Here is a 22,697-nt window from a genome sequence, read left to right as displayed (position 1 = left end):
ACGGCATTAATTGATCTGGAAAGGATAAACCGAGCCCAGTTTAAGGATTTGCGTCAGTTCATCCAATGCCGTCCGGCACTCCAGCAGCAATTGCGGGTCAGCCAGGTCGGTTTCACGAAGGCTGTCGCGGTAGTGCTTGTCGACCCACTGGGTCAGGGTTTCGTACAACGGTGCAGTCATGATAACGCCTGGATTCACCGCCGCCAGCTCGGCTTCGTTCAAGGCTACGCGCAAGCGCAGGCACGCCGGACCACCGCCGTTCTGCATGCTTTGCTTGAGGTCGAAGACTTTCACTTCACGAATCAGCCCGCCTGAAGCCGTGAGGCTTTGCAGGTAATGCCAGACGCGTTCATTGACGCGGCATTCGTCCGGCACGATCAGCAGCATTGAGCCGTCGGCACGGGTCAGCAACTGGCTGTTGAACAGGTAGGAACGCACCGCGTCCTCGACGCTGACCTGGGCGCGGGGCACGCAAACAGACTGGAAGTTGCCGCCCAACTTGCCCAGTTTGCCTTGCAGCTCGCCAAGCATCTGCTCGGTATTGAGGAACGCGTCCTCGTGATAGAACAACACTTCACCGTTGCCCACCGCGATCACATCATTGTGGAACACGCCGGCATCGATCACCGCCGGGTTCTGCTGGGCGTACACCACACCGTTATCCTTCAAGCCGTGCAGGCGTGCAACTGCCTGGGACGCTTCAAGCGTCTGGCGCGCCGGGTACTTCTGCGGCGCCGGGTAGCGGGGGTCGAACGCACTGCGACCGAACACGAAAAACTCAACGCCGGCCTCACCGTATTCCCGGCAGAAGCGCGTGTGGTTGGCCGCGCCTTCGTCGCCGAACTGCGCCACTGCCGGCAACGCAGCGTGGTGAGCAAAGTGCTTTTCATCGGCAAACATCGCGCCCAGCACACGGCTGGTGGTGGGGTGTTCGATGCTGCGGTGGTATTTGCAATTGAGGTTGGCAGCGGTGAAATGCACGCGGCCGTCGGCCGTATCAGCGCTTGGGCTGACGGTCGCGGCATTGGCTACCCACATGCTCGACGCCGAGCAGCTCGCGACCAGCAAAGGCATTGCCTGCTTGGCCGCCTGCTGAATCACCTGAGCATCGGTGCCGCTGAAACCAAGGCTGCGCAAAGCGGCCACGTCCGGGCGCTCCTGCGGCGCCAATACGCCTTGCACAAAGCCCATGTCCATAAGGGCTTTCATTTTTTGCAGGCCCTGCAACGCCGCTTCCTTGGGGCTTGAATGCTGCTGGCTGTTGCTCTGGGACGCGACGTTGCCGAAGGACAAACCGCCGTAGTTATGGGTCGGCCCCACTAGACCGTCAAAATTGACTTCATAGGATTTCATCGGCGAGGCTCCACGAACATCTGTTTTTATAGGCTTCAAATTACTTGAATACACCACAAATCAAGTGGGAGCGGGCTTGCTCGCGAATGCGCTGGATCAGTCACCTGAAATGTTGAATGACACACCGCTTTCGCGAGCAAGCCCGCTCCCCGATTTAGATCAGCGTAATGCCGGGGGTTAGTGTGGCTGGAACAACCAGGCTAGGCGTTTCCAGCGACGCCACCGGGTACGCGCAATAATCCGCCGCGTAATACGCACTGGCGCGATGGTTGCCCGACGCCCCTACCCCACCGAACGGCGCGGTACTGGCGGCGCCGGTCAGCTGTTTGTTCCAGTTGACGATGCCTGCGCGGCTTTCCAGCCAGAACTGCTGGTAGCGTGCCTCAGAATCCGACAACAAACCGGCGGCCAGCCCGTACTGGGTGTTGTTGGCCTCGACAATCGCCGCTTCAAAATCAGCGTAGCGGATCACTTGCAACAGTGGGCCGAACAGTTCTTCGTCTTCGCGTTCGGTCACGGCCGTCACGTCGATGATGCCTGGGGTCAGCAAGGCGGCCTGATCCTGAGGCTGAGTCATTTCCAACAACGCCACGGCGCCGTTGGCCAGCATCAGTTCCTGGGCGTCCATCAAGGCCTTGGCGGCGCCAAGAGAGATCACCGAGCCCATGAACGGCGCCGGTTGCTGGTCAAACGCACCCACTTCAATCGTCGCGCTGACCGCCACCAGGCGCGCCAGCAACGCATCACCCCAGGCGCCTTCCGGCACCAGCAAACGGCGGGCACAGGTGCAACGCTGGCCGGCGGAGATAAACGCCGACTGAATGATGGTGTAGACCGCCGCGTCCACATCGGCCACTTCGTCGACCACCAGCGGGTTATTGCCGCCCATTTCCAGGGCCAGGATCTTGTCCGGGCGCCCGGAGAACTGCTGGTGCAGGTGATTGCCGGTGCGGCTGGAGCCCGTAAAGAACAAACCGTCGATGCCAGGATTGGCCGCCAGCGCGATACCGGTCTCACGCGCGCCTTGCAGCAGGTTCAGCACACCCGCCGGCAACCCCGCGTCGATCCAGCACTGCACGGTCAACTCGGCGACTTTGGGGGTCAGCTCACTCGGTTTGAACAGCACAGTATTGCCCGCCAGCAACGCCGGCACGATATGCCCATTCGGCAAGTGGCCAGGGAAGTTGTACGGACCGAACACCGCAACCACACCGTGAGGTTTGTGACGCAATACGGCGGTGGCGTCGCCCAACGGGCCGCTCTTCTCGCCGGTGCGTTCGCGGTAGCTTTGCACCGAGATCGCGATCTTGTTGGCCATGCTGGTGACTTCGGTGGCCGATTCCCACAGCGGCTTGCCGGTTTCTTCGCCGATGCAACGGGCGATTTCATCGGCGCGGCTTTTCAGGGTGGCGGCGAAGGTTTCCAGCACGCTGATGCGTTCTTCCAGCGGGCGCTTGGCCCACGCAGGGAATGCCTGGCGTGCGGCCTGCACGGCGGATTCGACCTGCTCGGCAGTGGCGCCATTGCCGGCCCACAGTACTTGCTGGGTCACCGGGTTGCGCGATTCGAACAGTTCACCCTGGCCTTCCAACCAGCTACCTGCGATATACAGCGAATTCATTATTTCGACTCCCGGGCAGCGGACAACGGTACGGCACGCACTTGATCGCCGGCGATCAGCTGCAGGCGCTTGGCGGTGAGCGGGTCAACCACCAGGGTGCCTGCCGCCAGCCGCGCTGGGGCGGCGGTGATGCGGCAATCGTCGCGTTTACGGTTATGGATCAGGAACGGGGTGGCGTCGTCGCCGGGCGTGCCGATCGCCAGCACCAGCGCTTCGCTGTCGCGGACCGCGCGGATCTTACTGGTCTCGCATTCCACCGCAGGGCCGGCGTCGAAGATGTCGACATAGCCCTGGTAGCTGAAGCCTTCACTCTTGAGCATGCTCAGCGCAGGTTCGGTGTCCGGGTGGACCTTGCCGATTACGTTGCGTGCGTCTTCCGACAGGAAGCAGCTGTACAGGGGAAACTTCGGCATCAGCTCGGCGATAAACGCTTTGTTGCCCACGCCGGTGAGGTAATCGGCCTGGCTGAACTCCATTTTGAAGAAATGGCGGCCCAGGCTTTCCCAGAACGGCGAACGCCCGGCGTCGTTGGACACACCGCGCATCTCGGCAATGATCTTGTTGCCGAACAGTTGCGGAAATTCAGCGATAAACAGCAAGCGCGCCTTGGCCAGCATGCGGCCGTTGAGGCCGGTGCGGTAATCGGCGTGCAGGAACAACGAGCACAGCTCGGAATTACCGGTAAGGTCATTGGCCAGGAACAGCGTCGGAATCTCGCGGTAGATATTCAGCTCCTGGGAGGCGCTGACAGTCAGGCCGACCCGGAAGTTGTACCAGGGCTCACGCAGGCCAACGGCGCCGGCAATGGCGGAAATGCCCACCACGCGGCCCTCGTCGTTTTCCAGCACGAACAGGTAGTCGGCATCGCCGCGCCCGGCGTCGCCGCGAAAGGTTTTTTCCGCCCAGCCAACCCGGTGGGTCAGGCGCTCTTCGTTGGCCGGCAAAGTGGTGAGACCGGTGCCGGTGCTGCGCGCCAGATCAATCAGGGCCGGTAAATCGCTGCTGCGTACGGGACGAACGATCATGCTATCTCCTCAGACGGGCCGCCTGCTTCAGGCCACCCGCGAAACTCTGCTTTTAAACCGCTACCAAGCGCACGCTCGCGCCTTCGCCGACGCCCAAGGCCTCGGCGGCTGCCAGGTCCAGGGTCACCGGTTTGCCGGGCGCATAGTCCAGCTCCAGCATCACCGCACGGTAATCCTGCAACTGCACGTTGCTCACCAGGTACTGGCGGCCCACACCCTTGACCCTCTCGCCGATCTTTACCGGTACCACGCGGCTCTGGGCAATCGAGCGAATGCCCGAAACCCGTGCGTGCAGCGTCGGGCCACCGTCGAAAATGTCGATGTAATGGTCGGTCTCGAAGCCTTCGCGCATCAGGATGTCGAAGGTGATCTGCGCCCGTGGGTGCACCTGGCCCATCGCTTCCTGGGCTTCGTCCGGCAGCAGCGGCACGTAGATGGGGTAATGCGGCATCAGCTCAGCGAGGAACGTACGGCTTTTCAGCCCGCACAGGCGCTCGGCGGCAGCGTAGTTGAGGTCGAAGAAATTGCGGCCGATGGCGTCCCAGAACGGCGAATCCCCGTTCTCGTCGCTGTAGCCGACGATTTCGGTCACCACCGAGTCAGCAAAACGCTCAGGGTGGCTGGCGACAAACAGCAAACGGCCACGGGAGTTGAGCTCCGACCACAGCGAACCGACCAGCTCCGGCACCACGTAGAAACTGGTGAGCAGGCTGTTGCCGGTGAGGTCATGGCACTGGGAAAGCACGTGGATCTTGTTGTGGATCTTCAACTCGCGGGAGGCGTGCACGAAGGTCTCGTTACGGAAACTGTAGAACGGCTCCGAGTAACCGGCCGAGGCGACGATGGCCGAGCAGCCCGCGAGCTTGCCGGTCTCGGTGTCCTCCAATACGAAGAAATAGCTTTCTTCTCCGTTGAAACTGACCTCGGCCGCGAAGGACGCTTCGCTGGCAGCGATCTTGTCACTCAGGCGTTCCACATCGTCCGGCAAGGAGGTGACACCAATCGGGCTGTCCGCAGCCAGACGCTGTACCTCGCCCAGATCAGCCATTTGCGCGGGGCGCATCACCAGCATGGTGTCACTCCTTAACTCGAAAACTTCATAGAGGGAAAAATGCCGGACACGAGATCTGAGTTCACATACATCTCGATGTGCAAGCAGATCCATGTGGGAGCTGGCTTGCCTGCGATGCAGGCAACTCGGTCTGTCAGTTGCACCGAGGTGATGCTATCGCAGGCAAGCCAGCTCCCACATTTGACTCGGTCCGGCATATAGAATTTTTGCTCGACGCCCGATCGCCAGGCGCCGAGCGGTAGATCAAACTTGCGTCAGTGCTTTTACAGCACGCTCAAAACGCTCCAGGCCTTCGTTGATATCCGCTTCTTCCACCACCAAACTCGGTGCAAAACGCACCACATCCGGGCCAGCTTGCAGGATCATCAGGTTTTCTTTCTCGGCTGCGTTGAACACGTCCTTGGCCTTGCCTTTGAACGCATCGCTCAGCACGCAACCAATCAGCAGGCCCATGCCGCGCACTTGGGTGAAGATGCCGTATTGCTTGCCGATCTGCTCCAGGCGCGCCTTGAACAGGTCGTGCTTGGCGTTCACACCGGCCAGCACTTCAGGGGTGTTGATCACGTCGATCACTGCCTCGGCCACTGCGCACGCCAGCGGGTTGCCGCCGTAGGTGGTGCCGTGGGTGCCGACGACCAGGTGCTTGGCCAGCGCTTCGGTGGTGAGCATCGCTGCGATCGGGAAACCGCCGCCCAGGCTCTTGGCGCTGGTGAGGATGTCCGGCGTCACGCCGTAACGCTGATAGGCGAACAGGTGGCCGCTGCGGCCCATGCCGGTTTGCACTTCGTCGAACACCAGCAATGCGTTGTTCGCGTCGCACAGTTCACGGGCACCTTGCAGGTAAGCCAGTTCGGCCGGCAGTACGCCGCCTTCGCCCTGGATCGGCTCCAGCACTACGGCGCAGGTCTTGTCAGACACGGCGGCTTTCAGCGCAGCCAGGTCGTTGTAAGGCACGTGGGTGATGCCGGTGATTTTAGGCCCGAAGCCATCGGAGTACTTGGACTGGCCACCGACGTTAACGGTGAACAAGGTACGGCCGTGGAAGCTGTTCAGCGCCGCGATGATCTCGTACTTCTCGGTGCCGAAACGGTCGAACGCGACGCGACGGGCCAGCTTGAACGCGGCCTCGTTGGCTTCGGCGCCGGAGTTGCAGAAGAACACCCGCTCGGCAAAGGTGGCGTCGATCAGTTTATGCGCCAGGCGCAGGGCCGGCTCATTGGTGAAGACGTTGGAGACGTGCCACAGCTTGTTGGCCTGTTCGGTCAGAGCCCCGACCAACGCCGGGTGGGCGTGGCCCAATACGTTGACCGCGATGCCGCCGGCAAAGTCGATCAGCTCGCGACCGGCCTGGTCCCACACGCGCGAACCTTCGCCACGTACGGGAATGAAGGCAGCAGGTGCATAGTTGGGAACCATGACCTGGTCGAAATCGGCACGTTGCACCGGGGCTTGCTCAACGGACATCGGAGTCTCCTGAAGAGGAACGCCTGCCTGGAACTGGCGGGCGATGCAGGGATTGTAAGGACAGTTTTCAGTAGGGCCTTGCCGCCAAGCGACAACTTCTTATAGCGCCAACCCGCGATTTTGGCGGGTTTACGCCAATGCGACAAATAGCATCGCAATGGCGCAGTTTAAACTAACTATCTAGAGCAGGCCGGGGGAAACGCACTGATCTACTGATGTGCTTTGTTGCCATTCAGAGTTGCGCCCATGAGCACGCCAACACCCCCTACTGATACCGTTCAGCCCGACAGCCACTATCACCTGCTGCAAACCGCCATTCCCGACTGGCTGGGCAAGGCCTCCAGCGCCAAGCACCAAGCCATGTCCCAAGCCCAACCAAAACCACTGCACACCAGCCCCGCGCTGCTGGGCGAACTCAAACGCCTGAACGCCGCTCACTGGAGCGCGCAAAATACCGTGGATGACGCGCTTAACAATGTGCAGGACCCCAGGACCTACGCACGTGGCATCCTCGAAGAAGCGCTGCTGACGCGCTACGGCCTGCACCTCAACAGCGAAGCCGTCTACCTGCGCCTGTACATTCCCCAGACCATCACGTTGTTTAAGCTACCGTCCGGTGCCGCGCGCACCTGGACCGTGTCATTGCTGGACGCCGCGCTGCACAACTTCGAGCAGGGTGAAACCGTCGAGGGCGCCTACGAGGCGGCATCAACCTTTATCACCCGCCCCACGCCCAGTGGACAGTTCTATACCCTGCCGGCCACGTTGGAAAAAATCAGCATCCGCGCGTTTACCGGCCTGTGCCGCGAACTGGATATCGGCGCGCGTTACAGTCGTTACCTGCGCCTGCAACTGGGTCTGACCGAACCGCTGAGCGCTGCTGTCATTCAGAACAAAGTCGAAACCAGCCAAAAAGCCGCCCTGCGTGCCGCACTGCATTTGGCGAAAATCGGTGCAGATATCAAGGACGACTTTGCGCAACAGGTCGAGGGGTTATTACAAGGGCGCAGCGACCTGACGCTCGGCAACCTGCCACTGCGTTGCCACGGCTTGACGCTGATGGGTGCGCCGCTGGCCGGCATCCTGCTGCTTGCCCCAAACCTGGAAACCACGCGCACCGTGCAGCGCCTGGTCGCCTACGTACCGGATGACCCGCTGCATCCGCTCAAGGAATACCCATCGGCGCTGGCGTTCAAGCAGGAGCTCACCCGTCAACTGCGTAATGCCAATTACCAGACGTTTTTCAGCCGTTTCGTCTCCCATGAGCGCCGCGGGGTGTTTTTCGCAGGCCTGAGCCAGCGCCTGGCGCGCATTACCTGGCACCCGCCCGAGCATGGCAGCGGCCAGGCGCCGTGGCGCAAGGAGCCGACCGACGACCCCAAACTACAGTTCGTTGCCACCCCGATTCAGGACGATGCCTGGCAGCACCTCTATCAACAAAAACTCAACCAGATCCTCAACGACGCCCGCTCCCAGGCCGTGTCGACCGCCGAGGCCGATCGCGCAGCGCGGTGGGCGCGCTGGGACTCGTTCGTCAATGTGGCGTCGTCGATCCTCAACGCCGCGCTGCTTATCGTTGCACCGTTCATTCCCGGGCTGGGCGAGCTGATGCTGGCGTACATGGCCTATCAACTGCTCGATGACCTCTTCGAAGGTGTCATCGACTGGGCCGAAGGGCTTGACCAAGAAGCCTTTGGCCACTTGATGAGTGTGCTGCAATCCTTGGTACAGCTGGGTATTTTCGGCCTGGGCGGCCACATCGGCGTCGCCGAGCTGCGCAAAGTTTTGCCTCAGGAAGTGCTGACCTTTATCGATCGCTTCAAGCCCGTCACCTTGGCCAATGGTGCCAAGCGCTATTGGAAACCCGACCTTGCCCCTTATCAACAAGACATCAAACTGCCGCCGAAACTGGGCCATGACCGCCTGGGTCTGCACCAGATGCGCGGCGAGCCCATGCTGGCACTGGAAGACAAGCTGTACAGCGTGCAAAAAGCTGCTGGGGACGAAGACTATGTGATCAAACACCCTACCCGCCCCGACGCCTACACCCCACGTCTGCAACACAACGGCGCAGGCGCATGGCACAGCGAACTGGACACGCCCTTGCAATGGGACGAACCCACCCTGCTGGGGCGCCTGGGACATGGCGCGCGCGGTCTGGGTGAGGCCGACCGACGCTTGGCCTTGAACCTCAGCAACGTCAAGGAAAACGCCCTGCGCCAGATGCACGTACGGGGTGAGCCGATACCGCCACTGCTGGACGATACCCTTGAGCGGCTGCGCATCGATCGCGACCTGCAAACCCTGATAGACCAGCTCAACAGCGACAACCCTGACGACCATGCCCAGATCGACCCCCAGGACACGCTCCAGTTGCTGACCACCCACGGCAACTGGCCCAAAACCCGTTCCCTGCGCATGCTCAACGCCGAAGGCAGGGCTGCCTGGGAGTTTGGCGACATGCGCATGCCGGTCGTGCAGATCCATGAAACCCAACTGGCCAATGGCGAACTGCTCAAGACCGTACTGCAAGCCCTCAGCCCGGAAGAAATCCGCGCCCAGTTCGACGAAAGCGCCGCTGACCCGCAACTGAGCCTGGATAACCGCGTCAAGCAACTGCGCAAAAAGCTTGGGCGACTCGCCGAACGCAATCGCACCGAGCTGTTCGAGTCGCGTTACGCCCAGCAGCAACTGGGCCAAGGTACGTCGACGCAGCAGTTGGCTCAGGCGGCGCCAGGCTTGCCGGCCAAGGTCGCTGCACACTTGCTGGACCACGCCAGCGCGAATGAACGGTCTGAGCTCGACCATCAACGCACACCACCGCGCCTCGCAGACTTGGCAAGCGCCGCACTGGCCGAACTGCGCCTGAACCGGGCTTACGAGGGTCAACACCTAATCGCATCCCCCAACCTGGACAGCGAAAGACTGGCCCTGAACACGTTGAGAGTCCAACCGGGCTGGTCGCCAAATATGCGCATTGAAGCCCGACACCTGACCGCCGACGGGGAGAAATGGCTGCACATCGGCTCGGATGATGCGCCGCTCTTACGCACGCTGGTGCGCACCGCCGACGGACGCTATGTTCCTCACGACGAAAAAGGCCCGCTGTTTGGCGAAACCGACCTATATACCGCGACGCTCAACGCCCTGCCCGACGCACAACGAAACGCCCTAGGGTTCCACGTCAATCAAGGCCCGGCGCTGCAACAACGCCTGCGGCAACACCCACTGCCCCGCGACGAACTGCGAAAAGCCCTGAATCCTGAGGTGATCCGCCCACCGAGTCGGGAAACACTGCACGCACTGGGAATGGATGCGGGCTACCGCGTTCAGGCAGGGCCAGCAGCGTTACCGTTGACCTTGGAGCAACGCGCACGGGCACTGTACCCGGCATTCGACGCGCGACAAATCAACGACGTGCTCAACTATCTGCGCAGCCAACCGGAAGGCGCTGCTAACGGCCTTGCGGCACTGGCCGAGGAGTACCGCCAACTGGACAGTGACCTGCGTACCTGGCGGCGACACGTCATCGACGTCCACCCCGACACTGGGCAGCCTTTAACCGCGCCCGAACGCAGCAACGAGCGCCAGAACCGGCGCATGATCGCCCAAGCGTTGCGACGCTGCTGGCGACGCGAAACCGAAGTCGACGACTACTTCGACGACCCCTCCGTTGATGGCCACAGCCTGCGACTGGAGTACCCGATCCTCGGCGCGCTGCCGGAACTGACGGCCAACTTCAACCACGTGTCGCTGCTAACGCTGAGCGGACACCCCCACACCCCTGGCGCCAGCGCGTTTGTGCAAGGCTTCCGGCAACTGCGTCACCTTTCGCTCAGGGGCTTTAACCTCGGTACCGTTCCAGACTCCATTTTTACCCTGCCACGCTTGAATTCCCTAAGCTTGAGCAATTGCCAGATACGCCTGGACCCGGCCAGCCAGGCCCGGATCGCATCGATGCGCCGCTTGCAGACGCTGGAACTGGCTAACAACCCTCTGGGCCTGGCACCCAGTATCGAAAACATGCCCGATCTGATTCACTTCGACTTCTCGAACACCGGTATCGCGCAGTTACCCGCCGGAGCGCTGAGTCGCGCCGAGCTACAAGTGGCGCTGCTCAACGACAACCGAATCCAGACGCTGCCACCTGGCTTTTTTGAGATCACCCCGCAGAAAGCCAATACGTTCTTCCTGAGCGACAACCCGTTGTCGCTGCCCACGCTGGAACAGGTCAAGAACTACTACCAACGCCACGGCATTGATTTCGGAGCCGACGCACCGACCGCGCAGGTGCACGAGGCACATAGACTGTACCCAAGCCTGACAGAAACAGAGCTCAACCGATTGATCTACAACCTGCCGGGCACACTCGAAGCCGGCCGTATCGAACTGGCGCGCAGGGCTGCTGAGCTGGAAACACTGCAAGGGCAACTCAGCCAGTGGGAACAGACACCCGGCACTGCCCCACAAGAGGTTGAACGCAGAATCGCGCTGCGCCGGTTGCTGGAAAGCAGTTGGCGACGCGAATTGACCACCGGCAGCCAACAACGGCACTCGCTGATCATTCCCCGCAACCTGGCTGGCGAACTCCCCACTTTGGACGCTTCGTTCACGCACATTACCTCGCTGATGATCCGGGGCAACGACGTATTCATCAACGTCGAAAGCTTCCTCGACCGCTTTCCCGAACTGCGGTCGATCAGTCTTTATCGAGCGAGACTTGGCGATATCCCATCCGCGATTTTTGCGCACCTCAAACTCGAACTCTTGGATCTGGAAAACTGCTCAGTCCACCTGACGCAAACCAGCCGCGCGAACCTGGAACGCATGACCCAACTCAACTACTTGAACCTGAGCAACAACCCATTGGGCGAGACAGCGGACTTCAGTCAACTGACCCACCTGACTACCCTGCGTCTAAGGGACACCGGGCTTTCAGCCGTGCCCCTCAGCCTGTTGACGGAAACACCACGCGCCCTCATTGATCTGGGCGGGAACAGCATCACTGAACTGCCCCCCGAGCTTTTCGCGCTACCCAGCCACGTCAGCCAAGCAATCGACCTGTCTGCCAACCCACTGACGCGCCAAGCCCTTGAGCAGGTCAAAACCCACTGCCAGCGTACTGACGTGTTTTTTAATATCCAGACACCCGCCATACAACGAGGCCGCGCTAAAACGCTCTACCCCAAAAAACAGGAAAAAGACCTGAACAGATTGATTTTTGGACTGCCCGGCGACCTGGACGGCATCGATAACGCACTGATGGCACTTGAGGCGGACTACCATCAACTGGTCGCGGACCTCCAGCATTGGACTGAGGATATTCCTGAGCAGCATCCACTGGTTGGCGGCGTACTGGGTGACAGTCTGCGCGTCGAAGAAGAGCTCAATCGCCTGCGCCTGAAGCGTCAGCTTGAAAAGGCGTGGCGCCGCGAGACCCCGGAAGACACAGAAAGCCTGGACGATCGTTTTTCTCACGCCGTAGTACTCGACGTGTCGATCATCGGCGCAATGCCAGTCTTGAGGGCAGGTTTCGAACATGTGACATCGCTCGAAATCAAAGGCGCATTCACCGTCACGGATGTGAATGGCACGCTTACCCGCTTCGGCGCCCTCCAGACCTTGATCGTCAGCCATTGCACGCTCGGTAAGTTGCCATCTGCGGTTTTCAGCATGCCCCACCTGAACACGCTGGACCTGTCGCACTGCGAGATCAGCCTGACGACGACCGCGGCCCGGGCAATGGGTGACCTGCACAGCCTTGAGTATCTGCGCTTAGCCAACAACCCACTCAATAACGCGCCGGACGTCACCCACCTGCAACAGTTGAGCTCACTGCACTTACCGCACACGGAAATAAGCGAAGTGCCCGCCGGTGTGTTTCAACTACCCCTGCTGCAAAACCTCGACCTGAGCAGTAACTCCATTACGAAGATCCCAGCGCAACTGATGGAAATGCTGCAGGTGTTCGACGCGGACTCGGATTTGAGTGGCAACTCCTGGTCGCCAAAGAGCATGAGGCGCTTGCGCGCGTACTACCAACAGACAGGGATCGATTTCCAAATCCAAGACGTGACCGTGGATGAACACGGTGCCCCATTGGTCACGGAAGACGACGCCATGGATGAGGAGTAACGGCTAACCGCGCTCGGACGGCACTGAAGACAGCTCGAACGGGCTGCTGCTGCGCCGCTGGTTGCGGTCTTCACGCGGTGTGGCGCCAAAGAAGTTGCGGTAGGCGCTGGAGAAGTGCGGCCCCGAGGAGAAGCCGCACGACAGGCCGATCTGAATGATCGACTTGCTGGTTTGCATGAGCATCTGACGCGCCTTGTTCAGGCGCAATTCCAGGTAGTACTGGCTGGGGACGCGGTTGAGGTATTGCTTGAAGATGCGTTCGAGTTGTCGTCGCGATACACAGACGTGCTGGGCGATTTCATCGGTGGTCAGCGGTTCCTCGATATTGGCCTCCATCAACAAAACCGCCTGGGTCAGCTTCGGATGGCTGGAACCCAGGCGGTTTTGCAGTGGAATGCGCTGGCGCTCGCCGCCTTCGCGAATGCGCTCCACCACCAGTTCTTCGGAGACTGCACCGGCCAGTTCGGCGCCGTGATCACGGGCGAGTACTGCCAGCAGCAGATCGAGCACAGACATGCCACCGCAGGCGGTGAGGCGGTCGCGGTCCCAGTCGAACAGATGGCTGGTGGCGATGACCTTGGGGAAACGCTCGGCGAAATCGTCCTGCCAGCGCCAGTGCACGGCGGCGCGGTAACCGTCGAGCAGGCCGAGCTGGGCCAGCGGGTACACACCCGCCGACAAGCCGCCAATCACGCAACCGGCGCGCACCAGCTGCTTGAGCGCGGTGCTCAGTTGCGAGGCGATGATGGTCGGCGGTTCGTCCGCCAGCAGGAACAGTTTCTGGAAGCCCTCAAGCTTACCGGCCCACGGCTCGCCCGGCAGTTGCCACGCGCCTTCGGCCGCCGGTTCCGCGAGCAAAAACGACAGCTCGTAGACCACGTCCGGATGCACCCGCTGAGCAACGCGCAAGGCCTCCTCAGCCAGCGCAAGCGTCAGGGCTTTTGTGCTGGGCCAAATCAGGAAACCAATTTTATGGGCGGTCATGGAGGGCTATCCGAAACGAAGAACGGTAATGAAGACAAGGGCTAATGCTAGCCCGTAAACCAACGCAAATCTCTAAAGCTGATGAAGATCCAAATGTGGGAGCGGGCCAACCCGAAGACTGCCGAGCATGCACTACTTCAGTGCACAAAAGCAGCCTTGATTATTTCAAGCTGCCTGACAAGAACTGCTGCAGACGCTCCGACTGCGGGTTCACCAGCACCTCACGCGGGTTGCCACGTTCTTCAACGATACCTTTGTGCAAGAACACCAGTTGGTTCGACACTTCACGGGCAAAGCCCATTTCGTGGGTCACCACCACCATGGTGCGGCCTTCCTGGGCCAGGTCCTGCATCACCTTGAGCACTTCGCCGACCAGTTCAGGGTCGAGCGCAGAGGTGGGTTCATCGAACAGCATCACCTCCGGCTCCATCGCCAGGGCACGGGCGATTGCCACGCGCTGCTGCTCACCGCCGGACATATGGCCGGGGAACGCATCCTTACGATGGCCCACCCCAACTTTGGCCAGGTAGTGCTCGGCCTTTTCACGGGCTTCTTTTTTCGACATGCCCAGCACGTGCACCGGCGCTTCCATGACGTTTTCCAGCGCGGTCATGTGCGACCACAGGTTGAAATGCTGGAACACCATGGACAGGCGCGAACGCATGCGTTGCAACTGCTTAGGGTCGGCGGCCTTCATGGCGCCGTCTTTGTTGGCCACCAGTTTCAGCTCTTCGTTGTTGAGCAGAATCTTGCCGGCGTGAGGCTGCTCGAGCAGGTTGATGCAGCGCAAAAAGGTACTTTTTCCCGAACCACTGGAACCAATGATGCTGATTACATCACCGGCCGCGGCGGCCAGGGACACGCCTTTGAGCACTTCATGACTGCCATAGCGTTTATGCAGGTCTTGGACTTCAAGTTTGTACATGCGGTCGGTTCTCACAAAAACAGGTGGTCAGTCGTTGAGCAAGCGCCCGTGACGCAGCGCTTCGCGCCCCGCCACCTTGGCCAGCCAGAAACCCGCTTGGGCATAACGGAGCCGTTCAACGGCAAACAACACCCCCGAGGTGCCCGCGCAAACGGTGCTCACGCGGTCGTCCAGGGGGTCAATCACTTCAAAAATCGGCTCGCCTTTCTCGATCCACTCACCGGCTTTACGCAGGTAGCTGATCACCCCGGCGTGGGGGGCGAACAGCAGCTCGGTGCCTTCAAAGGGCATGCCTTCGCACGGTGCGTGTTGCGCAGCCGGCCATTCACCCTTGATCAGGCCTTGCTCGGCGAGAAACGCGAGAATGCCTTCCGCGTGGAAGATCGCCTCGTCACGACCAGTGTCGGCCTGGCCGCCCAGTTCCAGGGTCGTCGCCAGGCAGGCCAACGGGATCTGTGCTTCGGGGAACGCCTGGGACAAGCGCAGCCACGGCAGCGAGCAGGCTTCATCAAACGAGCTGCCGCCGGAATCTTCCGCCAGCAGGCCGACCTTCACACCCAAATGCGCCGACAGCGAGCGCCACTGCGGCCAGTGCTGCGGCAGCGCATACATGTGCAGTGCGGCTTCAGCGTCGCAATGCAGGTCGAGCACTACATCGGCGGTGCAGGCGTGGCTCAGCAGGATGCGTTGCATGCCTTGCAGCTGGCTGCTCGGCTCGGGCAACGCGCTGAGCGCATCGGTCATCGCCTGGCGGATCATATGCACATTGGCGTGAGGATCATCGCCCAACTTGCCGTCCAGCAACGCAGCAACCGGCTCGCTCAACTCGACGAAATCGCGGTTGAAGTTCTTGCCGCTGCCCACTTCGAAACGGCCCTGGTGACTGCCTTGCAGCAACTGGCCCAAGCCCATCGGGTTGGCTACCGGCACCAGCTCGATCACGCCATTGAGCGCACCTTGCTGTTCCAACTCGGCCAGGCGCTTTTTCAGCTCCCACGCAGCGCGCATGCCGGGCAATTCATCGGCGTGCAGGCTCGCTTGGATATACGCCTTGCGCTCGCCCTTGCCAAAGCGGAACACGCTCAGTTGGCGCTCGCACCCCAGGTGGCCCCAGGGCAACAGGTGATCGATACGTTCCATATCAGTGCTTCCGCGGAGCCAGGTAGCTGAGCCAGCGGCGCTCGGCCAACTTGAACAGGCGCACCAGGATAAAGGTGAGGCACAGGTAGAACACGCCTGCGGTGATATAGGCTTCGAACGGCAGGTAGAACTGCGCGTTCACCGTGCGCGCGGCACCGGTGATGTCGATCAGGGTGACGATGGAGGCCAGGCTGGTGGTCTGCAACATCATGATTACTTCGTTGCTGTACTGCGGCAGCGCGCGGCGCAGCGCCGACGGCAGCAGGATGCGGCGATACAGCTTGTAGCGCGACATACCCATGGCCTTGGCCGCTTCGATCTCGCCGTTGGGCGTGGCCTTGAGGCTACCGGCAATGATCTCGGCGGTGTAGGCGCTGGTGTTGATCGCAAACGCCAGGCACGCACAGAACGTGGCGCTGGACAGCAGCGGCCACACGAAACTCTCGCGCACCGCCTCGAACTGGGCCAGGCCGTAGTAGATCAAGAACAGCTGCACCAGCATCGGCGTGCCGCGGATCACGTAGGTGTAGAGCCAGGCCGCGCCATTGACGATCGGCTGCTTGGACACACGCATCAAGCCCAAGGGCAAGGCGGCGAGCAGGCCGAAGAACAGCGAGATGGCGAGCAGTTTCAGAGTGATCAGCAGGCCGCCGAGGTACAGCGGCATGGCTTCCCAGATGACGTTGTAGTCGAAGATCATAGATCAGCCGCCCTTACGCCTACCGAGTAGCGTTTCTCAAGATAACGCAAGGCCAGCAACGACACGCTGGTGATCACCAGGTACATCGCCGCCACTGCGAGGAAGAAGGTAAAAGGCTCGCGGGTGGCATCTGCCGCCTGCTTGGCCTTGAACATCATGTCTTGCAGGCCCACCACCGAAATCAGCGCGGTGGCCTTGGTGAGGACCAGCCAGTTGTTGGTAAACCCAGGGATAGCCAGCCGAATCATCTGCGGCACCATCACCCGGAAGAACACCTGAAAACTGCTCATGCCATACGCAAGGCCGGCTTCGGCCTGGCCCTTGGGAATGGCCATGAAGGCGCCACGAAACGTTTCCGAGAGGTAGGCGCCAAAGATGAAACCCAGGGTGCCGATGCCGGCGGCCAAGGGGTTCAAGTCGATATAGTCGTCATAGCCAAGCATCGGCGCGACGCGGTTAAGCAAGTCCTGACCGCCGTAGAAAATCAGCAGGATCAGCACCAGGTCGGGGATCCCGCGGATCACCGTGGAGTACAAGTCACCCAGCCAAGCCAACCAGCGCACCGGCGACAGGCGTAATGCGACCCCGATCAGACCCAGAACAATGGCCAAGGCCATGGACGACAAGGCGAGCTGAAGCGTCAACCATGCGCCATCGAGGATGACGGCCCCGTAGCCTTTCAACATGATTCAGGTCCTCGAAAAGGGGATGAAAAAATGGCGCAAACCTCAGGAACTCTGTTGCTTGCGCCATTTAGGACAGACAGCTACGACGGTTTACTTGGCTTCAGCGCCGTAAATATCGAAGTCGAAGTACTTTTTCTCGATTTCTTTGTACTTGCCATTGGCACGGATCGCGGCAATCGCTGCGTTGATGCGGTCCAGGTTTTCCTTGTCGCCTTTACGTACCGCAATGCCTACGCCGTCGCCGAAGTATTTGACGTCGGTGAAGGCCGGGCCGGTGAACGCGTAGCCTTTGCCGGCTGGGGTATCGAGGAAACCTTCCTGCAGCAGGGTAGCGTCAGCCACGGTGCCGTCGAGGCGACCGGCTTCCACGTCCAGGTAGATTTCGTTCTGCGAGCTGTAAGGCACAACCGTGGCGCCTTTAGGGGCCAGGACTTCCTTGGCAAAACGGTCATGGATCGAACCGCGCTGCACGCCGATTTTCTTGCCTTTCAGTTCATCCAGACTGTCGCTGACCGCAGTGCCTTCCTTCAACACCAGGCGCGCGGGGGTCAGGTAGTAGCGGTTGGTGAAGTCCACGGACTTCTTGCGGTCTTCAGTGATGGACATGGACGACAGGATCGCGTCGATCTTGCGCACTTTCAGCGCGGGGATCAGGCCGTCGAATTCTTGCTCGACCCAGGTGCACTTGACCTTCATCTCTTCGCACAGCGCGTTGCCGATGTCGTAGTCAAAGCCGACGATGCTGCCATCGGGAGCTTTAGAGGCAAACGGAGGGTAAGCCGCTTCGATACCAATTTTCAGCGGCTTGCCTTCAGCGAAAGCCTGCATGGACAGCACGGACAGCGCCAGGGCGCCCAACAGCACGAGTTTCTTCATCTTGGGACTCCATCGGTATAGGGCAAAAACAGCAGTATGAGCCATGGCCCACGATGCGACTTAAAGGAAACCGAATTGCGGTGCTACGTCCTACGCCAGTTAAGCCTGCGACGACGAGCGAGTGATCGGCATTCTAACGACAGGCTGGAAGCCGATATTTCCTCAATGCGACAACAATTTACAGAAGCACCGAGAAAGCCGTTCCAACTCATTGACAGCCTCTGTATTTTATGCAGAGACAAAAGACATTAAACCTGTAGACACTGCAAGTTGCGGGCCTATTATTCGCAAACCCTTCTAGCACGGCAAGTGTGGCGTTTAATCTAATTTGTTGGGGTGTCTGGAATGCGGCTTTTGCGGGCGGGGACGTAGCACTTTGCCTCATGTTTGGGCGTGAGGTTACACATTTGCGTTCGACGGTAACATTCAGAAACCTCCTACGTGAGAAACCGATATTTATTGGCTTGGATGGAATGAAGATCTGTCAGACACCATAAGGCCTGCTTTGAAATGCCGTCAAAAGGTGGGCGCTGGCTTGCCTGCTCCCACCTTTGATCTTCATTGTTTTCGGGATCCCACAAAAAAGCCCCACCCGGCTCACACCGAATAGGGCTCTGTCCCATCAAACCGCCTTACGCGACGTTCATGGTCTTGTGCGTTTCAATCAAATGCGCCACTACACCCGGGTCTGCCAGGGTAGAAATATCCCCCAACCCGTCATACTCAGCCGTGGCGATCTTGCGCAAGATGCGACGCATGATTTTGCCCGACCGCGTCTTCGGCAACCCGGGTGCCCACTGGATCACATCCGGCGAAGCAATCGGCCCGATCTCTTTGCGCACCCAGTTTTTCAGCTCCAGGCGCAGCGCTTCGTTCGGCTCTTCGCCATTTTTGAGCGTGACATAGACATAGATGCCCTGGCCCTTGATGTCGTGCGGCACACCCACCACCGCCGCTTCGGCGACTTTCGGGTGGGCAACCATGGCACTTTCAATCTCGGCGGTGCCCATGCGGTGGCCGGACACGTTCAACACGTCGTCCACGCGGCCGGTGATCCAGTAGTAACCGTCCTCGTCACGGCGCGCACCGTCGCCGGTGAAGTACATGCCACGGAAAGTCTTGAAGTAGGTATCAACGAAACGGTCATGGTCGCCGTACAGCGTCCGCGCCTGGCCTGGCCACGAATCGAGGATCACCAGATTGCCTTCGGCAGCCCCTTCAATCAGGTTGCCCAGGTTATCCACCAACGCCGGCACCACACCGAAGAATGGCCGCGCGGCCGAACCCGGCTTGAGCGCGTGAGCGCCCGGCAGTGGGCTCATCATGTTGCCGCCGGTTTCGGTCTGCCACCAAGTGTCGACAATCGGGCAACGGGATTGGCCGACGTTCTTGTAGTACCAATCCCAGGCTTCCGGGTTGATCGGCTCGCCCACCGACCCCAATAAACGCAGGCTGCTGCCATCGGCGCCTTCACAGGCAGCGGTGCCCGAAGCCATCATCGCGCGGATCGCGGTCGGTGCGGTGTAGAGGATGTTGACCTTGTGCTTGTCGACGATCTTCGCCACCCGGGTGATGTCCGGATAGTTCGGCACGCCTTCGAACAGCAGCGTGGTTGCGCCATTGGCCAGCGGGCCGTAGACAATGTAGGTGTGGCCAGTGACCCAGCCGACGTCGGCGGTGCACCAGTAGATCTCGCCTGGGCGGTAGTCGAAAACGCGCTCATGGGTCAGGGCCGCGTACAGCAGGTAGCCACCGGTGGTGTGCTGCACGCCTTTGGGCTTGCCGGTTGAACCGGAGGTATAAAGGATGAACAGGGCTTCTTCAGCGCCCATCTCTTTGGGTGCGCACACAGTGCCGGCCACTTTCATCAGGTCTTCGTACCAGATGTCGCGATGCTGGTTCCACTTGATCTGGCCATTGGTGCGTTTGCACACGATGACTTTCTGGATGCTGCTGGTTTCCGGGTTGGTCAGGGCGTCGTCAACGTTGGCCTTCAGCGGAATTTTCTTACCGGCGCGAATGCCTTCATCGGCGGTAATCACCACCTTCGACTTACAGTCGATAATACGACCGGCCAGGGCCTCCGGCGAAAAACCGCCAAACACCACCGAGTGAATCGCACCGATGCGGGTACACGCCAGCATGGCGACCACGGCTTCGGGGATCATCGGCATATAGATCGTCACTACATCGCCGCGGTGCACATCCTGGCCGCGCAGGGCGTTGGCGAACTTGCAGACTTGTTCATGCAGCTCGCGGTAGGTAATGGTGCGGCTCTCGGCTGGGTCATCGCCCTCCCAGATGATCGCCGCTTGGTCGCCACGCTCAGCGAGGTGACGGTCCAGGCAGTTGTAGGAAACGTTCAGCGTGCCATCGGCGAACCACTTGATGTCGACATGGTGATCGTCGAAAGAGGTCTGCTTCACCGTGGTGAAAGGCTTGATCCAGTCAAGACGCTTGGCTTGCTCGCGCCAGAAACCATCGGGGTTGACCACCGACTGCTGGTACATGGCCTTGTAGGTTGCCTCGTCAGTCAGCGTGTTGGCCGCTACTTCGGGGCGAACGGGGTACAGGGAAGCCGCACTCATCTTTCTTACCTCGGTGACATAGTTGTTTTTGTATGGCCCTGTTGTAGCCGGGGCTGGCCTATAGAACCATTCGACGATGGTAGTAACAAGCCCCTACAAATTACCCTGACATCCCCGTTCGCGCCTCTAGCCCGCGGGCTGCGGCGCTTGGCGGCTGTGTGAAAAAAGCTTTACCAGGGGATTGTTACAAAAACCGCCAAAAGTGTTTATCAAAAGTGCGGGTATATGAATATAACCCACACGCCTAGAATCACTTCCGCCAACAAAGGCACCGCGATTGACAACGCAACAGCCCCCACGAAGGCAACGTTAATCCGAACTCACCAATCCTAAGTGACACACGTGGCCTCACAAGGGCCCCGTGCCCCCTTTCGCCCTGAAGAAGGTAAGTAAAGAAATGAAAGCTTTATTAGTTATGGCCTTGAGCAGCTTGTGCGTCACCGCCGCCCTGGCCGACGAGGCCCCGACTGAGCTGGCTGGCCAGAACCCGCCGATTGTTGAGGACTACACTTACAGCACCCACCTGGACGTCGCCAAAGTATTGTCGATGAGCAATGTCCCGGAAGTTTGCGAAGTTGTACCGGTGAAGATGGAATATGAAGACTCGCACGGTCAGCGTCATATTCTTAATTACCACGTGATGGGCAATGGTTGCTCTAACGGATAATAACTTATTAAGACAGGTTTAACCCCGGATCTTGGCCGCCGCAAGAAATCGTTCTTGCGGCCAAGGACCCGCCCTTGGCACACCTAGATCCAACGGTGTGCGGGCTTGCTCGCGAAGACCGTACAGACGACTCCACAGCTCTAAATCTATTCCCCTCCCCTAATGAACCCAGTCCTCATACGACAATCCTGCAACCCGACTGAATTCCCGAACGTTGTTAGTCACCAACGTACACCCCGCCGCAATCGCATGCCCTGCGATAGCTGTGTCATTTTGACCAATGATCAGCCCTGTCTCAGTAAGGCTTCGCTTCACCTCGACCGTCGCACCCACGGCTGCCGGCCCCCAAGGCAGTACTTCATCAAGCCGCTTTACAAACTCATCAACCAATGTCTTGTGCTGGGGAGAGGCCTTCTTACCAATCTGCCCGTACCGCATTTCGGCATAGGTAATTGCCGAGATAACAATTCGATTACTCCTCGCCACCTCCGCCGCCAACCGCTGCAATACACACTCGGGCCGCTCACGCATGATGAACGAGCAAATGCAGGTATCCAGCATGTATGTCGTCACAGATTGAACCTGCCTTCATCGCCAACGACGTCCTGACGCTCTTGGAGAAAATCCTCGTCCGCCTTAGGCAAATCACTCAGAGACCCCCAGCTAGGCCGGACGGGGCGCAGCGTAATCGTGTCGCCATTGCGAGTAATTTCGAGCTCACCGACGCCCTCATAAGCCATATCGTTTGGAAACCGAATAGCTTGGTTCTTTCCGTTTTTAAAAATTGAGACTGTGCGCATGATTAGAACTCCTACCTATGCATGACATATGCAATGTAAGGACCCAAACAGACATATGCAAGGCATAGGGCGCTTTGCCGACGATCGGAAGCCTCCCGCATTCACGAAAAAAATCCTGAAGTCGCAAACCCTTGCAAACCAAGACCCTGGCCGTAACGACGTTCATTTTGCTCTCCCTCCGAGACTATCCGTCCCAACACAAACCCATTTTTTTCCCCTACAATGCGCGGGTAAATCGGGCCTGCAATATCCCTTTACATAGGGACGAAGAGCCAGACCTGAGGCCTCCGCAGGAGCAAGCACGCACCGCTCCGCACCTCAAGCCTCACGCAGAGTACCCGTAACCCTATTCCGTTTAATGCCTGCGCTAGCTGCTGCAACAAACGATTCCTTAAGATCCACCGCGGCCTCTGGGCCGTGTGAACACCCAACCATCCGGTTTCACACGGGCACCTTTGAGCCCTCACGCAGGAGACGACACGTCATGCTGAGCTGGGACGAATTCGACAAAGAAGATGAAGGCGAAGTAGCCACCAAAGGCGCCAACGCCGGCCACGCCACCGAAGCCAACATGGACCGCCTCGACGGTGCCGGCGCTGCCGCCGCCATCGAAGCCCGCGCCGTCACCGCCAATGACTCCGCCGCCATCGTGCGCGCCAAG

Annotated in this window: 16 protein-coding genes and 1 pseudogene; 3 read left to right on the top strand and 14 right to left on the bottom strand. The window is 59.9% G+C overall.

Annotated elements, in window-relative coordinates; all coding sequences use genetic code 11:
• Window positions 1-6: 6 nt before the first annotated feature.
• From astB to AACY52_RS19400, 5 genes are all read right to left on the bottom strand, one after another.
• Window positions 7-1,353, bottom strand: a complete 1,347-nt coding sequence (gene astB / locus AACY52_RS19420) for an N-succinylarginine dihydrolase (protein WP_339420766.1) — start codon at window positions 1,351-1,353, stop codon at window positions 7-9.
• Window positions 1,354-1,507: 154 nt separating this feature from the next.
• Window positions 1,508-2,977 carry a succinylglutamate-semialdehyde dehydrogenase gene (gene astD, locus AACY52_RS19415; RefSeq protein WP_339420790.1) on the bottom strand — a complete coding sequence of 490 codons (1,470 nt, stop codon included), beginning with the start codon at window positions 2,975-2,977 and terminating at the stop codon, window positions 1,508-1,510.
• The gene (gene astA, locus AACY52_RS19410) at window positions 2,974-3,999 is read right to left on the bottom strand and encodes an arginine N-succinyltransferase (protein ID WP_065874005.1); all 1,026 of its coding nucleotides are present in this window, start codon (window positions 3,997-3,999) and stop codon (window positions 2,974-2,976) included. Before astA ends, astD begins: the two co-directional genes overlap by 4 nt.
• A 52-nt stretch (window positions 4,000-4,051) precedes the next feature.
• A complete protein-coding gene (aruF, locus tag AACY52_RS19405; RefSeq protein WP_339420768.1) occupies window positions 4,052-5,071 on the bottom strand; it encodes an arginine/ornithine succinyltransferase subunit alpha in 1,020 nt (339 codons plus the stop codon).
• A 243-nt stretch (window positions 5,072-5,314) separates the two neighbouring features.
• Window positions 5,315-6,535, bottom strand: coding sequence for an aspartate aminotransferase family protein (locus AACY52_RS19400; protein ID WP_339439427.1), 1,221 nt, complete (start codon window positions 6,533-6,535; stop codon window positions 5,315-5,317).
• A 246-nt stretch (window positions 6,536-6,781) separates the two neighbouring features.
• Here AACY52_RS19400 and AACY52_RS19395 point away from each other — a divergent pair, with 246 nt between their 5' ends.
• Window positions 6,782-12,670: a dermonecrotic toxin domain-containing protein gene (locus AACY52_RS19395; RefSeq protein WP_339560715.1), complete on the top strand. Its 5,889-nt coding sequence runs from the start codon at window positions 6,782-6,784 to the stop codon at window positions 12,668-12,670.
• Window positions 12,671-12,673: 3 nt separating this feature from the next.
• On the opposite strand, the gene argR is transcribed toward AACY52_RS19395, so the two are convergent.
• The 7 genes from argR to acs all read right to left on the bottom strand — a co-directional run bounded on the left by argR (window position 12,674) and on the right by acs (window position 20,569).
• Window positions 12,674-13,654: a transcriptional regulator ArgR gene (gene argR, locus AACY52_RS19390; protein WP_339420771.1), complete on the bottom strand. Its 981-nt coding sequence runs from the start codon at window positions 13,652-13,654 to the stop codon at window positions 12,674-12,676.
• A 160-nt stretch (window positions 13,655-13,814) separates the two neighbouring features.
• Window positions 13,815-14,579: an ABC transporter ATP-binding protein gene (locus tag AACY52_RS19385; RefSeq protein ID WP_005790637.1), complete on the bottom strand. Its 765-nt coding sequence runs from the start codon at window positions 14,577-14,579 to the stop codon at window positions 13,815-13,817.
• A gap of 27 nt (window positions 14,580-14,606) precedes the next feature.
• Window positions 14,607-15,719, bottom strand: coding sequence for a succinylglutamate desuccinylase/aspartoacylase family protein (locus AACY52_RS19380; RefSeq protein ID WP_339420774.1), 1,113 nt, complete (start codon window positions 15,717-15,719; stop codon window positions 14,607-14,609).
• Between the two features lies 1 nt (window position 15,720).
• Window positions 15,721-16,419, bottom strand: coding sequence for an ABC transporter permease (locus AACY52_RS19375; RefSeq protein WP_339457272.1), 699 nt, complete (start codon window positions 16,417-16,419; stop codon window positions 15,721-15,723).
• Window positions 16,416-17,105, bottom strand: coding sequence for an ABC transporter permease (locus tag AACY52_RS19370; protein ID WP_032886746.1), 690 nt, complete (start codon window positions 17,103-17,105; stop codon window positions 16,416-16,418). Before AACY52_RS19370 ends, AACY52_RS19375 begins: the two co-directional genes overlap by 4 nt.
• A 90-nt stretch (window positions 17,106-17,195) precedes the next feature.
• On the bottom strand, window positions 17,196-17,981 hold the full coding sequence (locus tag AACY52_RS19365; RefSeq protein ID WP_339420778.1) for an ABC transporter substrate-binding protein: 786 nt from the start codon (window positions 17,979-17,981) through the stop codon (window positions 17,196-17,198).
• Between the two features lie 632 nt (window positions 17,982-18,613).
• The gene (acs, locus tag AACY52_RS19360; protein WP_339420780.1) at window positions 18,614-20,569 is read right to left on the bottom strand and encodes an acetate--CoA ligase; all 1,956 of its coding nucleotides are present in this window, start codon (window positions 20,567-20,569) and stop codon (window positions 18,614-18,616) included.
• Window positions 20,570-20,966: 397 nt separating this feature from the next.
• Between acs and AACY52_RS19355 the strand changes: the two genes are divergently transcribed.
• Entirely contained in the window at window positions 20,967-21,236 is a 270-nt protein-coding gene (locus tag AACY52_RS19355) for a DUF2790 domain-containing protein (protein ID WP_339420782.1), read from the top strand.
• 159 nt (window positions 21,237-21,395) lie between these two features.
• Here AACY52_RS19355 and AACY52_RS19350 read toward each other — a convergent pair whose 3' ends face one another.
• Both AACY52_RS19350 and vapB read right to left on the bottom strand, forming a co-directional pair.
• Window positions 21,396-21,809, bottom strand: coding sequence for a type II toxin-antitoxin system VapC family toxin (locus AACY52_RS19350; protein WP_339420784.1), 414 nt, complete (start codon window positions 21,807-21,809; stop codon window positions 21,396-21,398).
• Window positions 21,806-22,036: a type II toxin-antitoxin system VapB family antitoxin gene (gene vapB / locus AACY52_RS19345; protein WP_339420786.1), complete on the bottom strand. Its 231-nt coding sequence runs from the start codon at window positions 22,034-22,036 to the stop codon at window positions 21,806-21,808. The genes AACY52_RS19350 and vapB overlap by 4 nt, the downstream gene beginning before the upstream one ends.
• 484 nt (window positions 22,037-22,520) lie before the next feature.
• On the opposite strand from vapB, the pseudogene AACY52_RS19340 reads away from it, so the two are divergent.
• Window positions 22,521-22,697, top strand: a pseudogene (locus AACY52_RS19340) (ribonucleotide-diphosphate reductase subunit beta); the annotation flags it as partial.

The sequence above is a fragment of the Pseudomonas sp. EA_65y_Pfl1_P113 genome (assembly GCF_963970525.1).
Lineage (GTDB): Bacteria > Pseudomonadota > Gammaproteobacteria > Pseudomonadales > Pseudomonadaceae > Aquipseudomonas > Aquipseudomonas tritici.
The sequence above is the reverse complement of the archived record's forward strand: the minus strand, read 5'-3'. Positions and strand labels throughout refer to the sequence as shown.